The sequence below is a fragment of the Paenibacillus polysaccharolyticus genome, from assembly GCF_023714295.1.
Classification (GTDB): domain Bacteria; phylum Bacillota; class Bacilli; order Paenibacillales; family Paenibacillaceae; genus Paenibacillus; species Paenibacillus polysaccharolyticus_A.
The window spans coordinates 1-19,248 of sequence record NZ_JAMAUN010000020.1; the positions used below are offsets into that span (position 1 = coordinate 1).

At 44.8% G+C, this 19,248-nt stretch carries 20 protein-coding genes, 1 tRNA gene, 1 rRNA gene and 1 riboswitch; of the genes, 15 read left to right on the top strand and 7 right to left on the bottom strand.

Annotated features, from left to right (window positions below; all coding sequences use genetic code 11):
• From rrf to M3629_RS27685, 11 genes are all read left to right on the top strand, one after another.
• Positions 1-87 (top strand): 5S ribosomal RNA (gene rrf, locus M3629_RS27635); the annotation flags it as partial.
• Between the two features lie 359 nt (positions 88-446).
• Complete coding sequence (guaB, locus tag M3629_RS27640; protein WP_090924897.1) at positions 447-1,904, top strand: IMP dehydrogenase; 1,458 nt, start codon at positions 447-449, stop codon at positions 1,902-1,904.
• 404 nt (positions 1,905-2,308) lie between these two features.
• A complete protein-coding gene (locus M3629_RS27645; protein WP_251512094.1) occupies positions 2,309-3,700 on the top strand; it encodes a D-alanyl-D-alanine carboxypeptidase family protein in 1,392 nt (463 codons plus the stop codon).
• A 182-nt stretch (positions 3,701-3,882) separates the two neighbouring features.
• Entirely contained in the window at positions 3,883-4,764 is an 882-nt protein-coding gene (gene pdxS, locus M3629_RS27650; RefSeq protein WP_024628815.1) for a pyridoxal 5'-phosphate synthase lyase subunit PdxS, read from the top strand.
• Between the two features lie 19 nt (positions 4,765-4,783).
• Complete coding sequence (gene pdxT / locus M3629_RS27655; RefSeq protein WP_251512096.1) at positions 4,784-5,374, top strand: pyridoxal 5'-phosphate synthase glutaminase subunit PdxT; 591 nt, start codon at positions 4,784-4,786, stop codon at positions 5,372-5,374.
• Positions 5,375-5,651: 277 nt separating this feature from the next.
• Positions 5,652-6,935, top strand: a complete 1,284-nt coding sequence (serS, locus tag M3629_RS27660) for a serine--tRNA ligase (RefSeq protein ID WP_251512098.1) — start codon at positions 5,652-5,654, stop codon at positions 6,933-6,935.
• A gap of 196 nt (positions 6,936-7,131) precedes the next feature.
• Positions 7,132-7,220: transfer RNA gene (locus M3629_RS27665), tRNA-Ser, on the top strand.
• A gap of 136 nt (positions 7,221-7,356) precedes the next feature.
• Positions 7,357-7,698, top strand: a complete 342-nt coding sequence (locus M3629_RS27670) for a hypothetical protein (protein ID WP_251512099.1) — start codon at positions 7,357-7,359, stop codon at positions 7,696-7,698.
• 25 nt (positions 7,699-7,723) lie between these two features.
• Positions 7,724-7,900, top strand: coding sequence for a hypothetical protein (locus tag M3629_RS27675; RefSeq protein ID WP_251512101.1), 177 nt, complete (start codon positions 7,724-7,726; stop codon positions 7,898-7,900).
• A gap of 22 nt (positions 7,901-7,922) precedes the next feature.
• Positions 7,923-8,075: a small acid-soluble spore protein P gene (locus M3629_RS27680; protein ID WP_251512103.1), complete on the top strand. Its 153-nt coding sequence runs from the start codon at positions 7,923-7,925 to the stop codon at positions 8,073-8,075.
• A 271-nt stretch (positions 8,076-8,346) separates the two neighbouring features.
• Positions 8,347-9,441: a hypothetical protein gene (locus M3629_RS27685; RefSeq protein ID WP_251512105.1), complete on the top strand. Its 1,095-nt coding sequence runs from the start codon at positions 8,347-8,349 to the stop codon at positions 9,439-9,441.
• A gap of 163 nt (positions 9,442-9,604) precedes the next feature.
• Here M3629_RS27685 and M3629_RS27690 read toward each other — a convergent pair whose 3' ends face one another.
• Positions 9,605-10,177: a GNAT family N-acetyltransferase gene (locus M3629_RS27690; RefSeq protein ID WP_251512106.1), complete on the bottom strand. Its 573-nt coding sequence runs from the start codon at positions 10,175-10,177 to the stop codon at positions 9,605-9,607.
• 47 nt (positions 10,178-10,224) lie between these two features.
• Positions 10,225-10,725, bottom strand: coding sequence for a tRNA adenosine(34) deaminase TadA (gene tadA / locus M3629_RS27695; RefSeq protein WP_251512108.1), 501 nt, complete (start codon positions 10,723-10,725; stop codon positions 10,225-10,227).
• A 331-nt stretch (positions 10,726-11,056) separates the two neighbouring features.
• On the opposite strand from tadA, the gene M3629_RS27700 reads away from it, so the two are divergent.
• Positions 11,057-13,396, top strand: coding sequence for a PAS domain S-box protein (locus M3629_RS27700; protein WP_251512110.1), 2,340 nt, complete (start codon positions 11,057-11,059; stop codon positions 13,394-13,396).
• Positions 13,397-13,414: 18 nt separating this feature from the next.
• Positions 13,415-14,116 carry a 23S rRNA pseudouridine(2604) synthase RluF gene (gene rluF, locus M3629_RS27705; RefSeq protein ID WP_251512112.1) on the top strand — a complete coding sequence of 234 codons (702 nt, stop codon included), beginning with the start codon at positions 13,415-13,417 and terminating at the stop codon, positions 14,114-14,116.
• Between the two features lie 200 nt (positions 14,117-14,316).
• Here the strand turns inward: rluF and motB are convergent, their stop codons facing one another.
• Positions 14,317-15,135: a flagellar motor protein MotB gene (gene motB, locus M3629_RS27710; protein ID WP_251512113.1), complete on the bottom strand. Its 819-nt coding sequence runs from the start codon at positions 15,133-15,135 to the stop codon at positions 14,317-14,319.
• Positions 15,122-15,922 (bottom strand): flagellar motor stator protein MotA, encoded by an 801-nt coding sequence (motA, locus tag M3629_RS27715; RefSeq protein WP_251512155.1) that lies wholly within the window; start codon positions 15,920-15,922, stop codon positions 15,122-15,124. The genes motB and motA overlap by 14 nt, the downstream gene beginning before the upstream one ends.
• Positions 15,923-16,157: 235 nt before the next feature.
• Here motA and M3629_RS27720 point away from each other — a divergent pair, with 235 nt between their 5' ends.
• Positions 16,158-16,451, top strand: coding sequence for a hypothetical protein (locus tag M3629_RS27720; RefSeq protein ID WP_251512114.1), 294 nt, complete (start codon positions 16,158-16,160; stop codon positions 16,449-16,451).
• A 212-nt stretch (positions 16,452-16,663) separates the two neighbouring features.
• A complete protein-coding gene (locus M3629_RS27725) occupies positions 16,664-16,957 on the top strand; it encodes a 4a-hydroxytetrahydrobiopterin dehydratase (protein WP_251512116.1) in 294 nt (97 codons plus the stop codon).
• Between the two features lie 129 nt (positions 16,958-17,086).
• On the opposite strand, the gene M3629_RS27730 is transcribed toward M3629_RS27725, so the two are convergent.
• The 3 genes from M3629_RS27730 to M3629_RS27740 form a co-directional block, all read right to left on the bottom strand.
• The gene (locus M3629_RS27730; RefSeq protein WP_251512118.1) at positions 17,087-17,443 is read right to left on the bottom strand and encodes a c-type cytochrome; all 357 of its coding nucleotides are present in this window, start codon (positions 17,441-17,443) and stop codon (positions 17,087-17,089) included.
• A 151-nt stretch (positions 17,444-17,594) separates the two neighbouring features.
• Complete coding sequence (locus M3629_RS27735) at positions 17,595-18,089, bottom strand: GNAT family N-acetyltransferase (RefSeq protein ID WP_251512120.1); 495 nt, start codon at positions 18,087-18,089, stop codon at positions 17,595-17,597.
• Positions 18,090-18,450: 361 nt separating this feature from the next.
• Positions 18,451-18,921, bottom strand: coding sequence for a C40 family peptidase (locus M3629_RS27740; protein WP_435368286.1), 471 nt, complete (start codon positions 18,919-18,921; stop codon positions 18,451-18,453).
• Between the two features lie 3 nt (positions 18,922-18,924).
• Positions 18,925-19,062: riboswitch (cyclic di-AMP (ydaO/yuaA leader) on the bottom strand.
• Positions 19,063-19,248: the final 186 nt, after the last annotated feature.

Consider the following 19,248-nt stretch of genomic DNA (forward strand, 5'->3'; position numbering starts at 1 on the left):
GTACCCATCCCGAACACGACCGTTAAGCCCTCTAGCGCCGATGGTACTTGGACCGCAGGGTCCTGGGAGAGTAGGACGCCGCCAAGCAAAGAACCACTGCCGATGATGTTCGGCGGTGGTTTTTATTATGTTTAAATTAGGGAAGAACATAAAAATCTTCATTAAAGGAATACTTAAACTACACTCAAAACAAAAGCAGGCGTCCGATCTGAATAAAAGGACGCCTTTTGTTATATTATCAAGGCTTGTCCACCTAAGAAACACATTTGTATACAAGGGGAAGCACACCTAATTGTTCCAAGGAGTTTCCCTTGACATTCTAAATATCGCTTTGCTAAGATGGACAATAATATATTTTCAGAAAACGAATTTTCGGCATACAATACAGCCTGGAATCTTCGGGTTTTGGTCCGTAAAGCTGAGCAAACATAAGGAGGAACACTTGCGTGTGGGAAGATAAATTTGGTAAGGAAGGCTTCACCTTTGATGATGTATTGCTAGTGCCACGGAAATCCGAGACACTGCCTAAAGAAGTAGACGTATCCGTTCGTTTGAGTGATAACGTCAAATTGAACATTCCTTTGATTAGTGCAGGGATGGATACTGTTACTGAAGCGACATTGGCGATTGCTATTGCGCGTGAAGGCGGTATTGGTATTATTCATAAAAATATGTCCGTTGAACAACAAGCTGAAGAAGTGGATCGGGTTAAACGCTCGGAGAGCGGTGTTATCACCAATCCATTTTCATTGACGGCTGAACATCTGGTATCTGATGCTGAGGCAGTTATGGCAAAATACCGGATTTCTGGTGTGCCTATCGTTGAAGGAGATCAGAAGCTCGTAGGAATCCTGACAAACCGTGACTTGCGATTTATCCATGATTTCAACATCAAGATTAGTGAAGTCATGACTCGTGAGAATTTGGTTACAGCTCCTGTCGGTACAACACTGCAAGAGGCAGAAGGTATCTTGCAGAAGCATAAAATTGAAAAACTTCCATTGGTGGACGAGTCCAATACATTGAAGGGCCTTATCACGATTAAAGATATCGAGAAGGCCATTCAGTTCCCGCAAGCTGCCAAGGATGCGCAAGGTCGCCTTTTGGTTGGTGCAGCAATTGGTATCTCGAAAGATACTTTTGAACGTGCAGACGCTTTGGTCAAAGCGGGTGTGGATCTGATTACAGTAGATTCAGCTCATGGACATCATATTAACATTATTGAAGCGGTTCGCAAGTTACGCGAACGTTTCCCTGAGCTCACCATTATTGCAGGCAACGTTGCTACGGGTGAAGCCACACGTGATCTGATTGAAGCAGGAGCTTCCGTTGTTAAAGTAGGTATTGGGCCAGGCTCCATCTGTACTACTCGTGTTATTGCAGGTATTGGTGTTCCTCAAGTTACAGCTGTATATGATTGTGCAAGCGTGGCGCGTGAATACGGTGTACCTATCATTGCTGACGGCGGTATTAAATACTCTGGGGAGATCACCAAAGCTCTTGCTGCCGGTGCTCATGCAGTAATGCTGGGAAGCCTGTTTGCAGGAACGGCAGAGAGTCCAGGAGAAACGGAAATTTTCCAAGGACGTAGTTATAAAGTATATCGTGGTATGGGTTCAATGGCTGCAATGAAACAAGGCAGTAAAGACCGTTACTTCCAAGATGATGACAAGAAACTGGTTCCTGAGGGAATCGAGGGTCGCGTAGCATACAAAGGTCCGTTGTCTGATACCATTCACCAGTTGATCGGTGGATTGCGTTCGGGTATGGGATACTGTGGAACGAGCAATTTGGATCAATTGCGGAATGACACAAGCTTTATCCGTATTACAGGCGCTGGTCTTCGCGAGAGCCATCCGCATGATGTACAGATCACAAAAGAAGCACCTAACTACTCGTTGTAATCCGAAGAGAGTTAATCATTTCCAAGGCAGGCTCGGCGATTTTCGCCGGGCTTGTCTTTTTTTGCGGATACCCCTGTGATAGAATAGAACAAGCGGTGACCGTCCAAGTATGGATCTGGGCGTTGCGGCTATTTTTTGATGTGATTCACGAACTGTTTTATAGACTCAAGGTAAGTCAGCCATGACTTATCCTACTAGAGAGAATTAAAATAAGCATTCAGCAAGATGCGGGCGAAGTGACAATTGATCTGAATATTAGAGCAACGAACTTGCTCATTTCGATACAGGCGCATTCAGCAGAGAACCACATATCCATTGACACATTGACAGGGACTATGAAAATAGCAGCTTGAGCTGCACTGAGGCATCATTAAGAAGCTTCAGATCGAAGGGAGTATTCATCATTGAAAGCCAAACACATGAATAAGAAAAAACGTCAGATCCTCAAAAAGAGCGTAGCCTCCGTTATGCTTCTTAACATGCTATGCATGTCTGCAGTGATGCCTGTTATGGCCGCTGCCAGTGACTCTGGTCAGGTTCTGACTGCGGCAGCGACAACAACGAAAACGCCTGCAAAGGCCGTTAGTATCCCTTCAGTAGACTCGCTTGGACTTGATGTAAGATCGGCAGTCCTGATGGAGGCTTCCACCGGCCAGATTTTACTTTCGGTTAATGCGGATAAGGCAATGCCGCCGGCGAGTATGACCAAGATGATGACAGAGTACATCGTTGCAGAACAAGTGAAGCAGGGGAAATTTGGCTGGGATACAGTAGTTACGGTTGGTAAAAATGCTGCTAAGAGTATTGGATCACGCATTTTCCTGGCTGAAGGAGATCAGCATACGGTAAAAGACCTGTATATCGCTATGGCTGTTGGATCGGCAAATGATGCGACTGTAGCTTTGGCCGAGTATGTTGCGGGTTCGGAAGCCGAATTCGTAAAAATGATGAATGAAGAAGCGAAACGGATGGGCATGAAGGATACCCATTTCATTAACTCTACTGGTCTGGATCGTGCAGACATGCCAGCAGAATTCCGTCCAGCAGAAGACAAGGAAACGGTGATGTCCGCTTTAGACGCTGCTATTTTGTGTAGATATATCGTCAGAGATCATCCCGACTACAAAGATTTTACAACGATTCAATCCTACAAGTTCCGTCCGAACGACAAAGCACCTATTATCAATTATAACTGGATGCTGGAAGCGAATAAAAATATAACCAACTTCAAAAGCTACGCTTACGAAGGTCTGGATGGTATGAAAACAGGCCACACAAGCAACGCAGGCAATAACTTTACGGGTACGGCTGAGCGTAACGGTATGCGTTTGATCAGCGTGGTGATGGGAACCGATTCCGAATCCGCACGTTTTAGAGAAACGAAAAAGGTGCTGGATTATGGTTTTGATAATTTTGAAGTAAAACAGGCTGTTGCAGGTAAAACCAAAGTGAAAGGCTGGGAAACGGTACCTCTGAAAAAAGGAAAAGAGACAACAGTTCCTGTCGTAACCGATAATGCAGTGAGCTTTGTTGTTCCTAAAGGTACTCAAGACCTGAACGTAACATTCAAAGCGAGTGTAACCGAAGCGGATAAACTGGTTGCACCAATCAAAGCAGGTACTAAGGTTGGTACGGTCACTTACACCTACAAAGCAGAGGGAATGGAACCTCAGGAAAAAACGGTAAACCTGATTACAGCCGAAGAGGCTGAGAAGGGTGGCTGGTTCCGCCTATTCTTCCGTGCGATCAAAGACTTCTTCGTTGATCTGTTCGATGGAATCAAAAACTTGTTTTAACCGAAAAATACAAACTAATACTGAATGAGTGGATTGTATATTTACGCTTTTTCCGGTAAAATATCAAGTTAGAATTCTACGTATTACAGTATAAAAGTCTAAGGTTCTTCCATCTGAATAGAAGCGGTGTTTTGCTTATCGAAAAATGGGAGACAACACATACACTACGGGGGGCTTGGAATATGGAAACGGGAACATCACGCGTTAAAAGAGGTATGGCTGAAATGCAAAAAGGCGGCGTAATCATGGACGTCATGAACGCTGAGCAAGCTAAAATTGCGGAAGCAGCGGGTGCAACAGCAGTAATGGCACTTGAGCGTGTTCCTTCTGATATTCGTGCAGCAGGTGGAGTGGCTCGTATGGCTGATCCAACGATTGTGGAAGAAGTAATGAAAGTTGTTACGATCCCTGTTATGGCCAAAGCACGTATTGGTCACTATGTAGAAGCTAAAGTACTTGAGTCACTGGGTGTGGATTACCTGGATGAGAGTGAAGTACTGACTCCTGCGGATGAAGTATTCCATATTGATAAACATGAGTTTACTGTGCCGTTTGTATGTGGAGCGAAAGACTTGGGTGAAGCCCTTCGCCGGATCGGTGAAGGAGCATCTATGATTCGTACAAAAGGTGAGCCGGGAACAGGTAACATCGTTGAGGCGGTACGCCATATGCGTTTCATTAACGGCCAAATTCGTAAAGTAACCAATATGTCAAAAGATGAGCTGTATGCCGAAGCAAAAAACCTGGGCGTTGCCTATGAGCTTTTGCTGGATGTTCATGAGAACGGAAAACTGCCAGTGGTTAACTTTGCAGCAGGCGGCGTAGCCACTCCAGCAGATGCTGCACTTATGATGCACCTTGGAGCAGACGGTGTATTTGTAGGTTCTGGTATTTTCAAATCGGACAGCCCGGAGAAGTTCGCACGTGCGATCGTTGAAGCAACAACACATTATACCGACTATAAATTGATTGCTGAAGTTTCTAAAAACTTAGGCGCACCAATGAAGGGTATTGAAATTTCCAAGCTTGCACCTTCCGAGCGCATGCAGGATCGCGGCTGGTAAGAGAAGGGGAACTCAGAACATGAAGATCGGCGTCTTGGCACTTCAGGGTGCTGTTACAGAACATATACGCAGTATTGAACGTGCTGGAGCTGAGGGTTTAGCCATTAAGCAGGTTCAGCAGTTAGAGGAGCTGGATGGCTTGATTCTGCCGGGTGGAGAGAGCACAACCATCGGGAAGCTCATGCGCAAGTATGGGTTCATGGAAGCTATTCGTGCCTTCGCCGCAGCTGGAAAGCCGGTATTCGGTACCTGTGCGGGTCTGATCGTTATGGCGAAGCGTATTCAAGGTCAGGATGAGGCTCACCTGGAACTTATGGACATGACCGTTTCCCGTAATGCTTTTGGGAGACAGAGAGAGAGCTTTGAGACAGACTTGCCAGTAAAAGGTATTGAAGAGACGGTACGGGCTGTATTTATACGTGCTCCGTTAATTGAGAGTGTTGGCGAACAGGTCGAGGTTCTTTCCACGTATAAAGATGAGATTGTGACAGCACGCCAGGGACATTTGCTGGCCTGCTCCTACCATCCAGAGTTGACGGATGACTACCGTTTACATGCTTACTTTGTAGACATGGCAAAGACATATAAACAATCGGTAGAAGCAAAATAAAGTATGATGTACAACCTATGATCTCCCGGTCATCGGAGCACTCCTCAGTTGTCTGTTCTAGGCTGCTGAGGCAGCTGCATCTGGACGGATGCCTCATGTTGCTTGTAACTGCTGCACAGCGGAAATGCAGCGGAGGTAGCAAACGGGGACATAGGTTGTTTTTTCGGTTATTGGCGCAGTGTAGGTTATAATAGATATTATTTGTGTTTTAGAGAAAGTTTCGAGAACGGGCCTGACATGAGGCTCTATAATGTAGGTTTATTAGGAGGGGTACGTAGTGCTTGATGTGAAAATATTGCGGAATGAATATGCACGTGTAGAAGAAGCATTAAATAATCGTGGCAAATCGCTCGACCTGATTGCAGGGTTTACAGAATTGGATGCAAAGCGACGGGAATTACTGCAGGAGAGCGAGAATCTGAAGAGTCGCCGTAACAACGTGTCTGCAGAAGTAGCCAGACTGAAGAAGAATCGTGAGAATGCCGATGATTTGATTGTCGAGATGCGCGAGGTCTCCGATCGAATCAAAGCGATGGATGAGGAAGTACGCGAGCTTGAGGTTAAAATTAATGACCTTACGATGGCAATTCCTAACATTCCAAATGAAAGTGTGCCTGTGGGTAGATCCGAAGAGGATAATGTTGAAATTCGTCGTTGGGAGGAGCCGAAGTCATTCTCTTTCACGCCAAAAGCCCACTGGGAGATTGCACAGGAGCTGGACATCCTTGATTTTGAAGCAGCAGCCAAAGTGACAGGTTCACGTTTTACCTTCTATAAAGGACTTGGAGCGCGTCTTGAACGTGCTTTGATTAACTTTATGATGGATTTGCACAGTGATCAGCACGGATACGAAGAAATTTTGCCTCCATATATCGTGAATCGGGACAGCTTGTTTGGAACAGGCCAGTTGCCGAAGTTCGAGGAAGATCTGTTCAAGCTTAGAGATACCGAGTATTATCTGATCCCAACAGCAGAAGTACCCGTAACGAACTACCACCGTGAAGAGATTTTGAATGCCGATGATCTGCCGAAGCATTTCGTTGCATATAGTTCCTGTTTTCGCTCAGAGGCTGGTTCAGCTGGACGGGATACTCGTGGCTTGATCCGTCAGCATCAGTTCAACAAGGTAGAGTTGCTCAAGCTATCTTCACCAGAGACATCGTATGATGAGCTGGAGAAAATGACACAAAACGCAGAGCGTGTACTACAACTTCTGGGCTTGCCTTACCGTGTGTTGACGCTCTGTACGGCAGATATGGGTTTCACTTCGGCTAAAACATATGATATTGAAGTTTGGCTGCCTGAGAGCAATACCTACCGTGAGATTTCATCATGCTCTAACTGCGAAGACTTCCAGGCACGTCGTGCCAATATCCGTTTCCGCAGAGAGCCTAAGGCTAAACCTGAATTTGTACACACACTGAACGGATCAGGACTGGCAGTGGGACGTACAGTAGCAGCCATTCTGGAGAACTATCAGCAAGAAGACGGAACAGTGATTATTCCAGAAGCATTGCGTCCATATATGGGTGGAATTGAAGTCATTGCTCGCCGTAAATAGTACGAAGTTTAAGATAGCATAATTAACAAATCATCTTACTCCATTCGCCATTTGAGGATGGCGGGTGGAACGGATGATGTGTTGCAGTGCCGGCAGCTGATAAATCCCGTACAAACATAAACTTTAAATAAAAACTTGCATTCCATCATTAATCTATGGTATGATACTTTTCGTGGCAAGTTTATAAAATAATTTTGGAGAGGTACCGAAGCGGTCATAACGGGGCGGTCTTGAAAACCGTTAGGGTGCAAGCCCACGTGGGTTCGAATCCCACCCTCTCCGCCATACTACACTTATAACAAGGATTCGAGCAAATAATGCTCGGGTCCTTTTTTGATTTGATTTTATATAAACGAGTAACTACTCAGCATGCATAAAAACAACATCATTTCCGCACGTTATAGAAGTGGAGGTGGTAAAGATGAACCGCGAACTTAACATTGATCAGAACGAACTTGTAGGTGCTTGGCAGGAGCGTTTGCCTGAAGTCTTAAATGTGGGTGATCAGGCACAGGTTATGGCAGACGAAGCAAATCATCAAGCGATTCGGATACACATTGCAACAGCAGGCCACGAAATGTACTCTTTTGATTTTAAATGCCAATATGTTGATTCCCGTGAGGTCAGTGTAGAGCTAGTTGACGTGGAACGAGATGGACGGGCAACGGATGAACGTACGGAACCGATTCAGGAACTCGCGCATGACTACACTCGGCATATTCACGAGTGTGCTCAGTCACTGCAATCGATAACGAAATCTTAACACGAACCAAAAGGAGCCGAATGGAATGACTAAAGCCAGATCAGGCGTGGATAAAAACCTGCAAAATGTTGTTGAAGATCTGCTACAGACTGGTGTTAACAGCCATCATGCGCAACAACTACAGCAAGATTCCAATGATCGCCGCCATCAGGATGCATTAAATCATGATAAAACGGAAGATAGAGATCCATCTCATTCTTAACCTATAATGAGGAGGCACTTATATGAGTAAACCGAAAGCAATTCCCGTACCCGAAGCTCAGGATAACCATCAGCAACGTCATTCATCCAAGCGCACTTCCATGCAGGAACCATTGTCTGGCTCTAAAAAAGTGAAGAATCAGAACCATGTGGATCATCTAAATCCAGAGGGATAACCCTATCATGTCTTTGGGCATAAGATAAGTATCACACATCAAAAAGTCACTTCATTTCAAAAGTCCCTTGTTACCTAACAGGGGGCTTTTGCGTATTCATACATATGGAAAGACTAGCAGTCAGATCATCCCGTACCTGACATAGGTCTTTCTAGCCATTTTCCAGAGGAAAAATCACAATTTTCCCAAATTAGGTTTCAGTATCGGTGGAGATGGTATATCATTGATATTGAATTATTTTTTTGGGGTTATCACGAGAGGAGAGAAACAAATGACTAAACGCATGGGGGCGCTTCTTCTTACGTTGTTGTTAACCGTATCTTTGGCTTTAACAGCATGTAGTAGCAAGCAGGAACCTAAAGAGGCATTGAAGACGGCTGCAACAAATGCTTCTAAATTAACTTCGTATGAAATGAGTTCAAACTTTACAATCAATGAATTGAGTTATAAACCTGCTGATTCATCTCAGACTGACCCAAGCATGACGCAGTTTATGAGCATGCTGAAGGACGCACAGCTGAATGTCACCGGTGTATACCAAAGCGAGCCAATGCAGACAGAGATGACCGTTGGCATCGAGCTTAAAGGTGATATGGGAATGACTTTTAACATTCCTATGGTAATGACCAAAGAGAAATTGTATATAAAAGTGCCAAACATCCCATTCTTCCCGATTCCGGAAAACATGGTGGGCAAATTTATTGAATTCGACTTGAAAAAGCTGGCGGAGCAAGAGGGTACTGAATTTAATCCCGAAGCACTGGACGCTGCCAAAACACAAAAGCTGAGCAACGAAATCATGGATGCGGTACTGGGTGAATATGATGAAGCCAAGTTCTTCAAAAACCTCGATACCAAAGATGCAAAGTTGCCTGAAGGTGTGGACGCGAAGCAGGTCGTACAATTCTCAGTAAACAATGACAATGTGAAAGAAGCAGTTACTGTACTGGTAACCAAAGCGCTTCCTAAAGTGATGGATATTGTCTCCAAAGAAGAGTACAGAGATATGTTGCAACTGAGCCAAGCAGATATCGACAAAGCCAAAGAAGATTTGAAAATCTCTGAAACAGATCAAGCTGAAATGGCTAAAGATCTAGATAAATTGAAAGACGTTCTGACAATCAACACATTCAACATTGATTTCGCGTTGGATAAAAACGACTTCCCGGTTTATCAAAAAATGGTAGCTGACATGTTGATCAAACCGGAAGATACCAAAGACGAAATGAAATTGGCCTTCACTGGTTCGAACACATACACTAAAATTAACGAAAAGCCTGAATTCAAAATCAATATCCCGACAGGTGACGATGTAATTACAATGGAAGAGTTCGAGCAACTGATGAACTCCTCCTACGGATATTAATATCTAAACCTGATCTATGAACAAAACCCGCCTGATACTCAAGCAGAGAATGCTCTTTTCCTGCTAGTATCTAGGCGGGTTTTGTTTGGTCATCACACGGCTTCTTTCACAAGGGATGTATGGTGTTTTTTATGTAGACGATAGCTGAGGCACGGCAATGGGCCTACCGCTGCGATTCATCGTCTAAATCTTCTGCAAGCACGGCGTAGATTTGATGATCCTGGTAGACTCCATTTATTTTCAAATATTTACGAGCGATTCCTTCGGGCTGGAACCCGTTTTTCTCCAGTACCCTCTTAGAGCCATGGTTTGAGAGGAGTACAGCGGCCTGCACCCTGTTTAATTTTAGAGCACGAAACCCATAGGCTACAGCCAGCTTCACTGCTGCAGTCATCCGGCCACCGCCTTGATAGTCTGGATGGATGAAGTACCCCATATCTGCGTAGTTTGCAACGCCGAGTACAACATTGTTCAGACTGACCTGCCCAATGAGAAGATCATCTTTAATCGTAAAGATGCCGAACTGATAACCGGTACCCTCGTCAGCAGCTTGCACGCGACCCTCAATCCGCCGGGTCTGAGCTTCAAGCGTGTAGAAATCATTTTCGCGAACGGGTTCAACTGCTTGATAAGGGATGCGTGTAAGCTCAATCAGTTCAAGATAGGCTTGTGCATCCTGAGTGGTGAGTAAACGAAGACTTATACCGTGAGCTGTATCGTATAGTGTGAGTGCCATTGTAGCAGACATCCTTTCTTATGCATTTTTTCGTTGGGATCAGTGTATTATTTTTTACGTAAACGTCTAAAAAATTGCGTTAGCATGGAAGAACACTCTGGTTGCAGAATGTCACGGATAACCTCGGTTCTATGGTTGAAGCGCGGTTCTTGGAGTAAATTCATTAGTGTCCCTGCACAGCCTGCTTTGGGATCGGCGGTACCGAAGATAACGCGTGGAACCCTAGATTGCACAATCGCACCGGCACACATTGGACAAGGTTCCAGAGTAACGTACAGTGCACAGTCCAGTAATCGCCAAGCTCCAATGACCTCACTCGCTTCACGAATGGCTACCATTTCCGCATGGGCAGTAGAATCGAGTGTGGTTTCCCGCAGATTATACCCACGACCGATAATCTCGTTGTTACGCACAATTACGGCTCCAATTGGTACCTCACCAAGTGCCTCGGCTTTGTGGGCTTCTGCAATAGCCTGCCTCATCCAATATTCATGCAATTCCTCTTCGGTCAATGCTGTGAGATCAGGCTGAGGAAAATCATCCTTCATAGGTGTAAAACTCCTTTCATCAACGTTTATTCGGCGAACAAACATTCGGTTTGTTAACATGTTGTGCACAGAACTGTGGATAACTAATAGTTAATCACATAGTTATGAACATACTATCCACAACCCTGTGGATTTGTGGACAAATTAAGTGATAGATTTCATTGCATTTCATGAGAAGTGAACAAACAACAATATTCGATCTATTCAGCCAGAGTGGTAACTTTCGGGCGAAGGGCGATTATCCTTTTCAAATAGTCATACAAGCGTTATGATGGTTATAGGTTTTGCCATATATCGCCAGAGGGCATAAGCCGAGAGGTGAAGAACGAATTTGTCTATTAAAACGAAATTATCCATGATTATGTCGTGCTCAGTGCTCGTTATTTTGGTATTAAATATCGCACTGAGTTATTATACTACAGAAGAGAATCTGAGGCAGGATAGTGAGAACAAGATGGTGCTTACTGCGAAACAGATTGCAATTTCTGTCGAACAGAATCAGTACAGTGCAGATTATGTAAAAAGACAGATCGGAAACAATCTGTGGCTTGCTTCTATTATGGCAGCAGAGGAATTAGACCCAGACATCAAGAACATTACCAATGAAGATCTAGTTCGTGTGAGTAAAAAAGTAGGTGTGTCCCATATCTCACTGCTGGAACAGACCGATGATGATATTGTGGTTAACCGGTCCTCTGATCCAAAGGAGATTGGACTTTCCACGAAATCAATGACGTACTGGTACCAGGCGTTTAAACAATTATTTGAGAAGCATCAGGTAACCATTCCCGAGGGACAGAAGCTGGATCATTTCTGGTCAGATGGTTTCGAGTATTCGACGTCCAATCCTACAGATATTGATATCTGGGGTTATTATCATGATGGCAAGAGAAATTACATAATTAACCCCTTCTATAATAATACTGAAGTAGATGACTATGTGAAGATCTCTAGCCCGGATGAAATCTTAACTAAAATCCGCGAAGTCAATCCCTCCATTTTGGAGATTACAGGAATTAATCCGTTGACGTTTGCGAGCCCAGATATGAGCGATGATGGAAGAGATATCAACTTTAGCAAACTGAATAACAGACCGATACGGTTTGGTACATATCAGTATGGCTCGGTAGATGAAGACCATCGTGCTGTGGTACGAGCTGTTCGCACAGGGCAGAATGTGTCCTTTGTGAGTGAAACACATGATCAGAAGGTTTTGAAGAGTTTTATTCCGATTTTCACACCAAACGAGTCTTCCTATGTAATCAGTATTGTCATGGATTACAAGCAAATATCTTCGATGGTATCCGAACAATTGGTCAGCCATGCTTCAATATCTCTGGTTTTGCTGGAGATTGTGATCTTTGGCAGTTACTTGCTCGCTGGTTACATCACACGCCCCATCCAATCGATCTTGGGCAAGGTAAATGATGTGGCGGATGGGCATTTTGATTTCCGTTTGAAGATTAAGCGCAAGGACGAGCTCGGGCAGCTTGCCAACCGGATTAATGCGATGATTCGAAATCTGGGTCACTATACAAGTCGTCTGAAACAGATGTATGAAGAAAATAGGGCAGTGAAGGAGCATCTGGAGTCTATCATTAACCAAACGGCAGATGCAATTCATATAACAGACCTTGAAGGAAAAGTGCTACGGGTTAACCGTGCATTTGAACAATTATATGGTTTTCGTAGCCGTGAGGTGGAAGGGCGTTCGCTGAAAATTATTCCTCCTGAGGCGGAAGAGGAAATGAAGCAGCAGCATGCACAGCTTATTGAAGGCATGTCGATTACGTCTAACGAAACGATCTGGATGAAGAAAGACGGAACCCGGGTTGAAGTCAGTGTAAGTACAGCACCTGTAAGAGACGAGGCTGGTGAGATTACAGCGCTCATCAGTGTCTCAAGAGATATTACAAGCCGTAATCGGATGGAAGAGCTGCTTAGACGATCGGAGAAGTTGACGACAGTTGGACAGCTCGCCGCTGGTGTAGCCCATGAGATTCGTAATCCACTGACAACGCTACGTGGTTTCTTGCAGTTGCAACAGGAAAGCAACAAGCTAAATCACCGTCATCTCGATCTGATGTTATCCGAGCTAGACCGAATCAACTTAATTGTTGGAGAGTTTCTGATCCTGGCCAAGCCGCAAGCCGTTCATTTTCAGGAACGAGATATTCGTTTCATTCTTGGAGATGTTATCTCATTGCTGGATAGTCAGGCTCATCTTCACGGGGTTGAGTTTGTCCTGCATGCATCTTCGGATTCAGCTATGGTACACTGTGAAGAGAATCAGTTAAAGCAAGTATTCATCAATGTCCTCAAAAACGGTATGGAAGCTATGCCGAATGGAGGAAGCATCCATATCAAGCTGAAGGTTAACGAGCAGGCCAACCGGGTTAGAATTGAAATTAAGGATGAAGGCATCGGCATCCCAGAAGAAATGATGCCAAAGCTTGGAGAGCCGTTCTTCACGAATAAAGAATCCGGCACAGGACTCGGCCTCATGGTAAGTCAGCGCATTATTCAATCCCATAAGGGCATGATGGATATTAAGAGCGTTATGAATAGAGGGACCACTGTCATTATTGAACTGCCGGCTTCTGAAGTGCAGACACAGTTACAGGAGGCAGATCCATCAGCGGAAGAACAACAACCAGATGAAGAGAACTAGATGAGGTGAGATGACCTTTTGCGTATTAATAAATTTATTAGTGAGACAGGTTACTGCTCCCGCCGAGCAGCCGACAAATTGATTGAAAGTGGTCAGGTGACCATTAATGGCATCAAGGCGGAGCTCGGCAGTCAAGCAGAAGAAGGCGATGATGTTCGAATTAACGGGAAGCCGATTAGCGAGAAGAAAAAGCATGTGTACATCGCGCTGAACAAACCTGTGGGCATTACAAGTACAACCGAACAGCATATTCAGGGAAATATCGTTGATTTTGTAGGTCATCATGAACGAATCTTCCCCATTGGACGGCTAGATAAGGATTCGGAAGGTTTGATTCTGATGACGAATGATGGAGACATCGTGAATCGGATTTTGAGAGCAGAAAATCGTCATGAAAAGGAATATATTGTGACGGTGGATCGCACAATCACACCGAGTTTCCTAAAGGGAATGAGTACCGGTGTTAAAATTCTAGGGGAAATGACGCTGCCTTGCACCGTAACGAGAATGACAGACCGTGTGTTCCGTATTATTTTGACGGAAGGCAAGAACCGTCAAATCCGGCGGATGTGCAGTGCATTCGGATATGAGGTTCGCAAGCTGAAGCGGATTCGCATCATGAATATTCATCTTGGAGAGCAAGCAACAGGAACATGGCGGGAGCTTACATCTGCTGAAAAAGCAGAACTGGGCAGCTTACTGGACTATTCGCTAGAATAAGAAATACTGCATATGAAACGGGTGAAGGCCCGCCTTGACATTAGCACGAATGAAAAAGCATTGTTTCCTTTAAGAGGAGACAATGCTTTTTCATTTAAATACAGAAGGACACCCATATACTCGATGCCTCAAAAAGAGAAAAACCGCTCTCCATCAGTTTCAAGGAGAACGGTCTTAAACTCATTCCGTGCTGAGGACTGCTAATTGCCGCCATTCACGGATTTAACATTCGCATTGTTACTTTGATACTTCCGGATAATGGACACTTCTACACGCCGATTCTGTGCTCTTCCGATGTTTGTATCGTTACTAGCAATTGGATGATACTCCCCGTATCCACTAGGTGTGAACTTGGAAGGATCGAGCTGAGGATTCAGCAAAAGAATTTTCAGAAAGTTCAGAGCGCGATCTGCACTCAAATCCCAGTTATCCTTATACTGGTTATTGGAAATGGGAATATTATCTGTATGACCGGATACGACAACCTCGTACTCAGGGAACTCTTGCAGCATGCTGGAGATCGCCTTGGCCAGTGAACGTGATTCAGGCTTCACATCTGCTCGCCCAGAGGAGAACAACGCTTTATCACTAATGGTGATCTTGAGCTCAGACTGGTTAAGCTTCGTGTTTAGCTGGTCTGAAAGCCCATTCTGAGCAATATACTTGTCGAGTCGCTTCTTGAGCTTCTCTAGATCTTCCTGTTCTTTTTGGGCCATCTGGGCGTCTGTAATCTGCGCAGGTGTTTTCTTTGTGATTTCCTTCGGTACATCCTTGTTTTTGCCGAGGTCTGTACTGGATTCTGTTGGATTCATTGACGTATGATCCAGAACGCCGGAGCCTCCGTTGAGTGCGCTGCTTAGTGCGGAGGCCATTTGCTCGAATTTGGCTGCATCCAGTGAACTCATGGAAAACAGGGTGATAAACAAGGCGAGTAACAAGGTCATCAAGTCGGAATAGGGAAGCAACCAACTTTCATCAATATGCTCTTCGTGCGGTTCGTGTTTTTTACCCTTTTTCACCTGATGATCCCTCCTTCTCTTCCAGTTGTCTACGTTCGGAAGGTGTCAGGAATACGGATAGCTTTTGGTTGATGGCAATAGTTGACACACCTGATTGAATAGACAAGAGCCCTTCAACCATCATCAACTTGATTTCCATCTCTTTCTTGGACATCCGCTTCAGCTTGTTGGACATCGGGTGCCACAACACGTAACCACTGAAGATACCAAGAAGGGTTGCAATAAATGCGGCTGCAATCGCATGAGAGAGCTTCTCCATGTCACTGAGATCAGCGAGTGCTGCAATCAGACCTACGACGGCCCCGAGAACCCCGAGGGTCGGTGCGTACATCCCTGCCTGAGCGAAGATCAGTGCGCCGCCGCGATGTCGTTCTTCGGTTGCATGAATATCTTCCATCAGTACATCACTGACAAATTCCTGGTCGTTACCGTCAATAATCATCCGCATGCCGCTGCGAAGGAACTGATCATCGATCTCTTCTACTTTTGACTCCAGTGCAAGCAAACCTTCACGACGGGTAGTGGAAGCCCAGTCCATAAATGTGCCGATCAGAGAAACGCGGTCAATCAGTTCTTGCTTTTTGAAAAGGATACCGAATAACTTCGGAATCTTCTTAACTTCAGACATAGGAAACGCCATAAAGATGGTTCCTGCCGTACCAACGAAGATAATAACGTATGCTGCCGGGTTATTAACGAGGTTGATCAGCGGAGCACCCTTCAGAAACATACCAAATACAAGGGAGACTAAACCCAAAACTAGTCCGATAATCGTTGAAATTTCCATCATACACCTCATCCATGAGATAAAATTGAATCCTTTCAAGCGGCTGAATTCGGGCTTCCGGACGAACGCTGTGCCGCAATCCGTTGCATGTTTGGCTACCTCTATGGCTGCCGAAAACGAATGAAACGGTCATGTATAGTATTTATCGACCGGATGGGCTTTTTTTTTAAGGGTTATTTTCAGGTATAATAAGATCAAATCCGCCTTTTACAAGGTGAGTGGGAGTGAAAAGTCAATGGGCGTAAAGCATGGACGTGATTATGAAGGAATATTGACAGATTTAACGGTCGCTATTGGACGCATACCGGATCGCTATGTTTTCTTTGAGATGGATGCGGAAGAGTGGGGGAGACTAGGGGAAGCTGAACAGCTCGAGGTGGATGAAGCACTGGCGGAGGACTTGTTCTACGCGCTTGGAGAAGAATCCGTCATTCCGGTTGGGAGCGGTGTGGTGATCCATGACAAAGACCAACACCGGATCCATATTTTGATTGGAGAAGAAGAGCTAACGTTTGTACCTTTAATCTAAAGGATGTAACGACGATAAAACCTTGCGCCTCAAGGCACTGAGCCGTCTGTTCTATGGATTTTGGTGCTTTGACGTGGTAAGATGATACTCATGAAAAAGGCGCCGCTGGGCGGTGGCCTGCCTTTAAGGCTGTATGGGCAGCATGCAAAGGTGCCGATGGTCATGTGGATGTAAGTCCGCGATGTCTCATCATATGGGGAGGAAGATAACGCATGGTTTTTACGCAAGAGGAAGTCGAAGCTCATCTGGGAAGGCTGGAAGGCTGGGAACTGGAAGAGGGACGGTGGATTGTCCGCAAATTTGTGTTTTCTAACTATATGAAAGGGATTGCATTTGTAGATGAAGTTGCCGCAATTTCGGAGGCATTCAATCATCACCCTTTCATCACAATTGATTATACAACGGTTACACTGCGTCTTACGTCTTGGGATGAAGGCGGCATTACATCGGTAGACATCAAAGAAGCAGAGCAATATAACGAAGCTTTTGAGAAAATGAGAGTGTAATACGCCACCACGCAACGTTACCTTCAGAATGATGTTTGCAATACATGTTCAAAGAGGCTCTTGTCTCCCTATCGGGAGGACGAGAGCCTCTTTAATGCCTTTGATTTGGTACCTTACGCGCATAAACGATTATTTCTTCTCTGCCAGCCACATCGCGATGTGGGCAATTTCCTCATCTTGCAGCTTGCCTTTGAACGAAGGCATACCGCCTTTACCTTTGACAATGGTGGAATAGATTTTCTCCACATCGTCTTTACTACCAATGTTCGCAAGAGCTGGGCCTACGCCACCTTGAAGCTGATCGCCGTGACAGGAGATACAGTTGGCTTTCACTAGTGTCTCAGCCTGTCCAGCGTCCATAGCCACCTCAGGCATGCTTGGTTTGGCTTCCTGAGCCACTTCTTCTTTGCCTGGAAGCGTAAACATTAAAACAATAGCTAAAGCACATGCTGCAAAAAATACCCCGCTCATGATCCATTTGTGCATCCCTTATGTCCCCTCCAGAATGAAAGATCATCTAACTCAAACTATCCCTATCATTATAACGGAAGCTGTCGCTACATCATAGCATTTTGTGGTAAATTTTTAAACTAATCACAAAAGAGAGACCAATTGAAGCCATTGAATCGCGAGTTTACTATCTAGGGCCTTCATAAACCATGCAATGGAAGGGTTTTAAACCACTTGGGGTTTGACGTTCATATGTATCTTGGATGACGAAGCCACTCTTTAGATATACCTGGATTGCACGGTTATTCCAAGTAAGTACTTCAAGATCAATTTCATCAGATGGCTTCCGGCGGATGGCCTCTTGTACGATGGCAGTAACGAATGCTTTGCCGTGACCTTGACCGCACAGATCAGGGCGCATACCGAGACCAATACGTGTGACATGCTGGAGCGGAAAATACTGTGCGAATCCATAAACCTGGTCATGTTGATCCAGAATGACGGCATATTGTTCTTGCCTGAGCTGTGCATCACCGAACTCGACTTCTAATGCTTTCATTTGTTCCCAAGGTAGCCAGCTGTAGATATTATATGGCGGATCATATTGCCAGCTACATATGAGTTCAGCATGATCTTCCTGCATAGGCACCACATGAAACGTCAAAGGGGCGTCATTCTTCATATAACAGTGCATGCTCCTTTCTCCGTTACCTGTCTTTGTTCACTCTACAAAAGAGCTGTTCATTTGGCAAGTCTTCCAATGTTCAGAAAAAAATTGAAACAAAAGTCTGGTTCATTCCGTTTATATTATAACGGTCTGGGTAAAAACATGATAAGGGCACGGACAAACGAAAGAAGACGAATCTGCTGGTTCATACACACACCATGATTTGCATCATCAAAAACCAAACAGAGTCGGGAAGCATAAAAAAAACCGCCGGATACATTCCTGCGGAGAATGTACCGGGCGGTTCTGTTTGTACTTCGCATTTCGTTACAGTATAGTTACATGGTTCCAACATCATGTTGATTACAGCTTGTACCTAGTCAAGGGCCAATGACTCATACGCGTCCGTGCTCATGATCCGTTTAGCGCCAACGTAGCGGTTAGCCCAGTAGTTTTCACTCAAAGAGCTGATCGTTACACCTTTGGAAGAAGAAGAATGTGCAAACTTGCCACTTCCTACAAAAATGCCTACGTGGGATACACCTTTACCTGTTGTGTTAAAGAACACCAGATCTCCAGGTCTCATCTCCATGCGAGATACGGAATCCCCCATGTCGTACTGAGAGCTAGATTGACGAGCCAAATCAATACCTAATTTGTCGAATACATACCGTGTGAATCCGGAGCAGTCAAAACCGTCAAGCGTTGTTCCTCCGCTTTTGTATGTAGTTCCCATTGCTGAATCAATAACTTTATCCATCTTAGAATCTGCAAATGCGCTGCCTGCTCCAAGTGATAATGCAAATGTGAGGCTAAGTACTGCTGCGGTCAGTTTCTTCTTAAACAAGTGATATACCCCTTCCAACGCCTGCGAGGTTAGCTTAAGGATTCGGTTGAAGGTCCCCTATGATCCCTCTGTTTCAAGATCAATTCACCCATAACTGGTTCCCCCGCTTCCCAGGTGCCAGGAATTTGGCTATGCTAGTTATGCACCTGAAAAATGAAAAGAAAATTTAATTTTAAGGATTTAATTTAAAGTTGTTACAAATAAGGATTTAAAGATTACAAAGTTGTTACTAAAAACTCACTGCGCTTATTGTACCAGAGGCTTAGTACTTTGGCAACGTTTAGCAGTAAAATTAGCAAAAAAAACCTCGACCTTTGACGGGGGGAG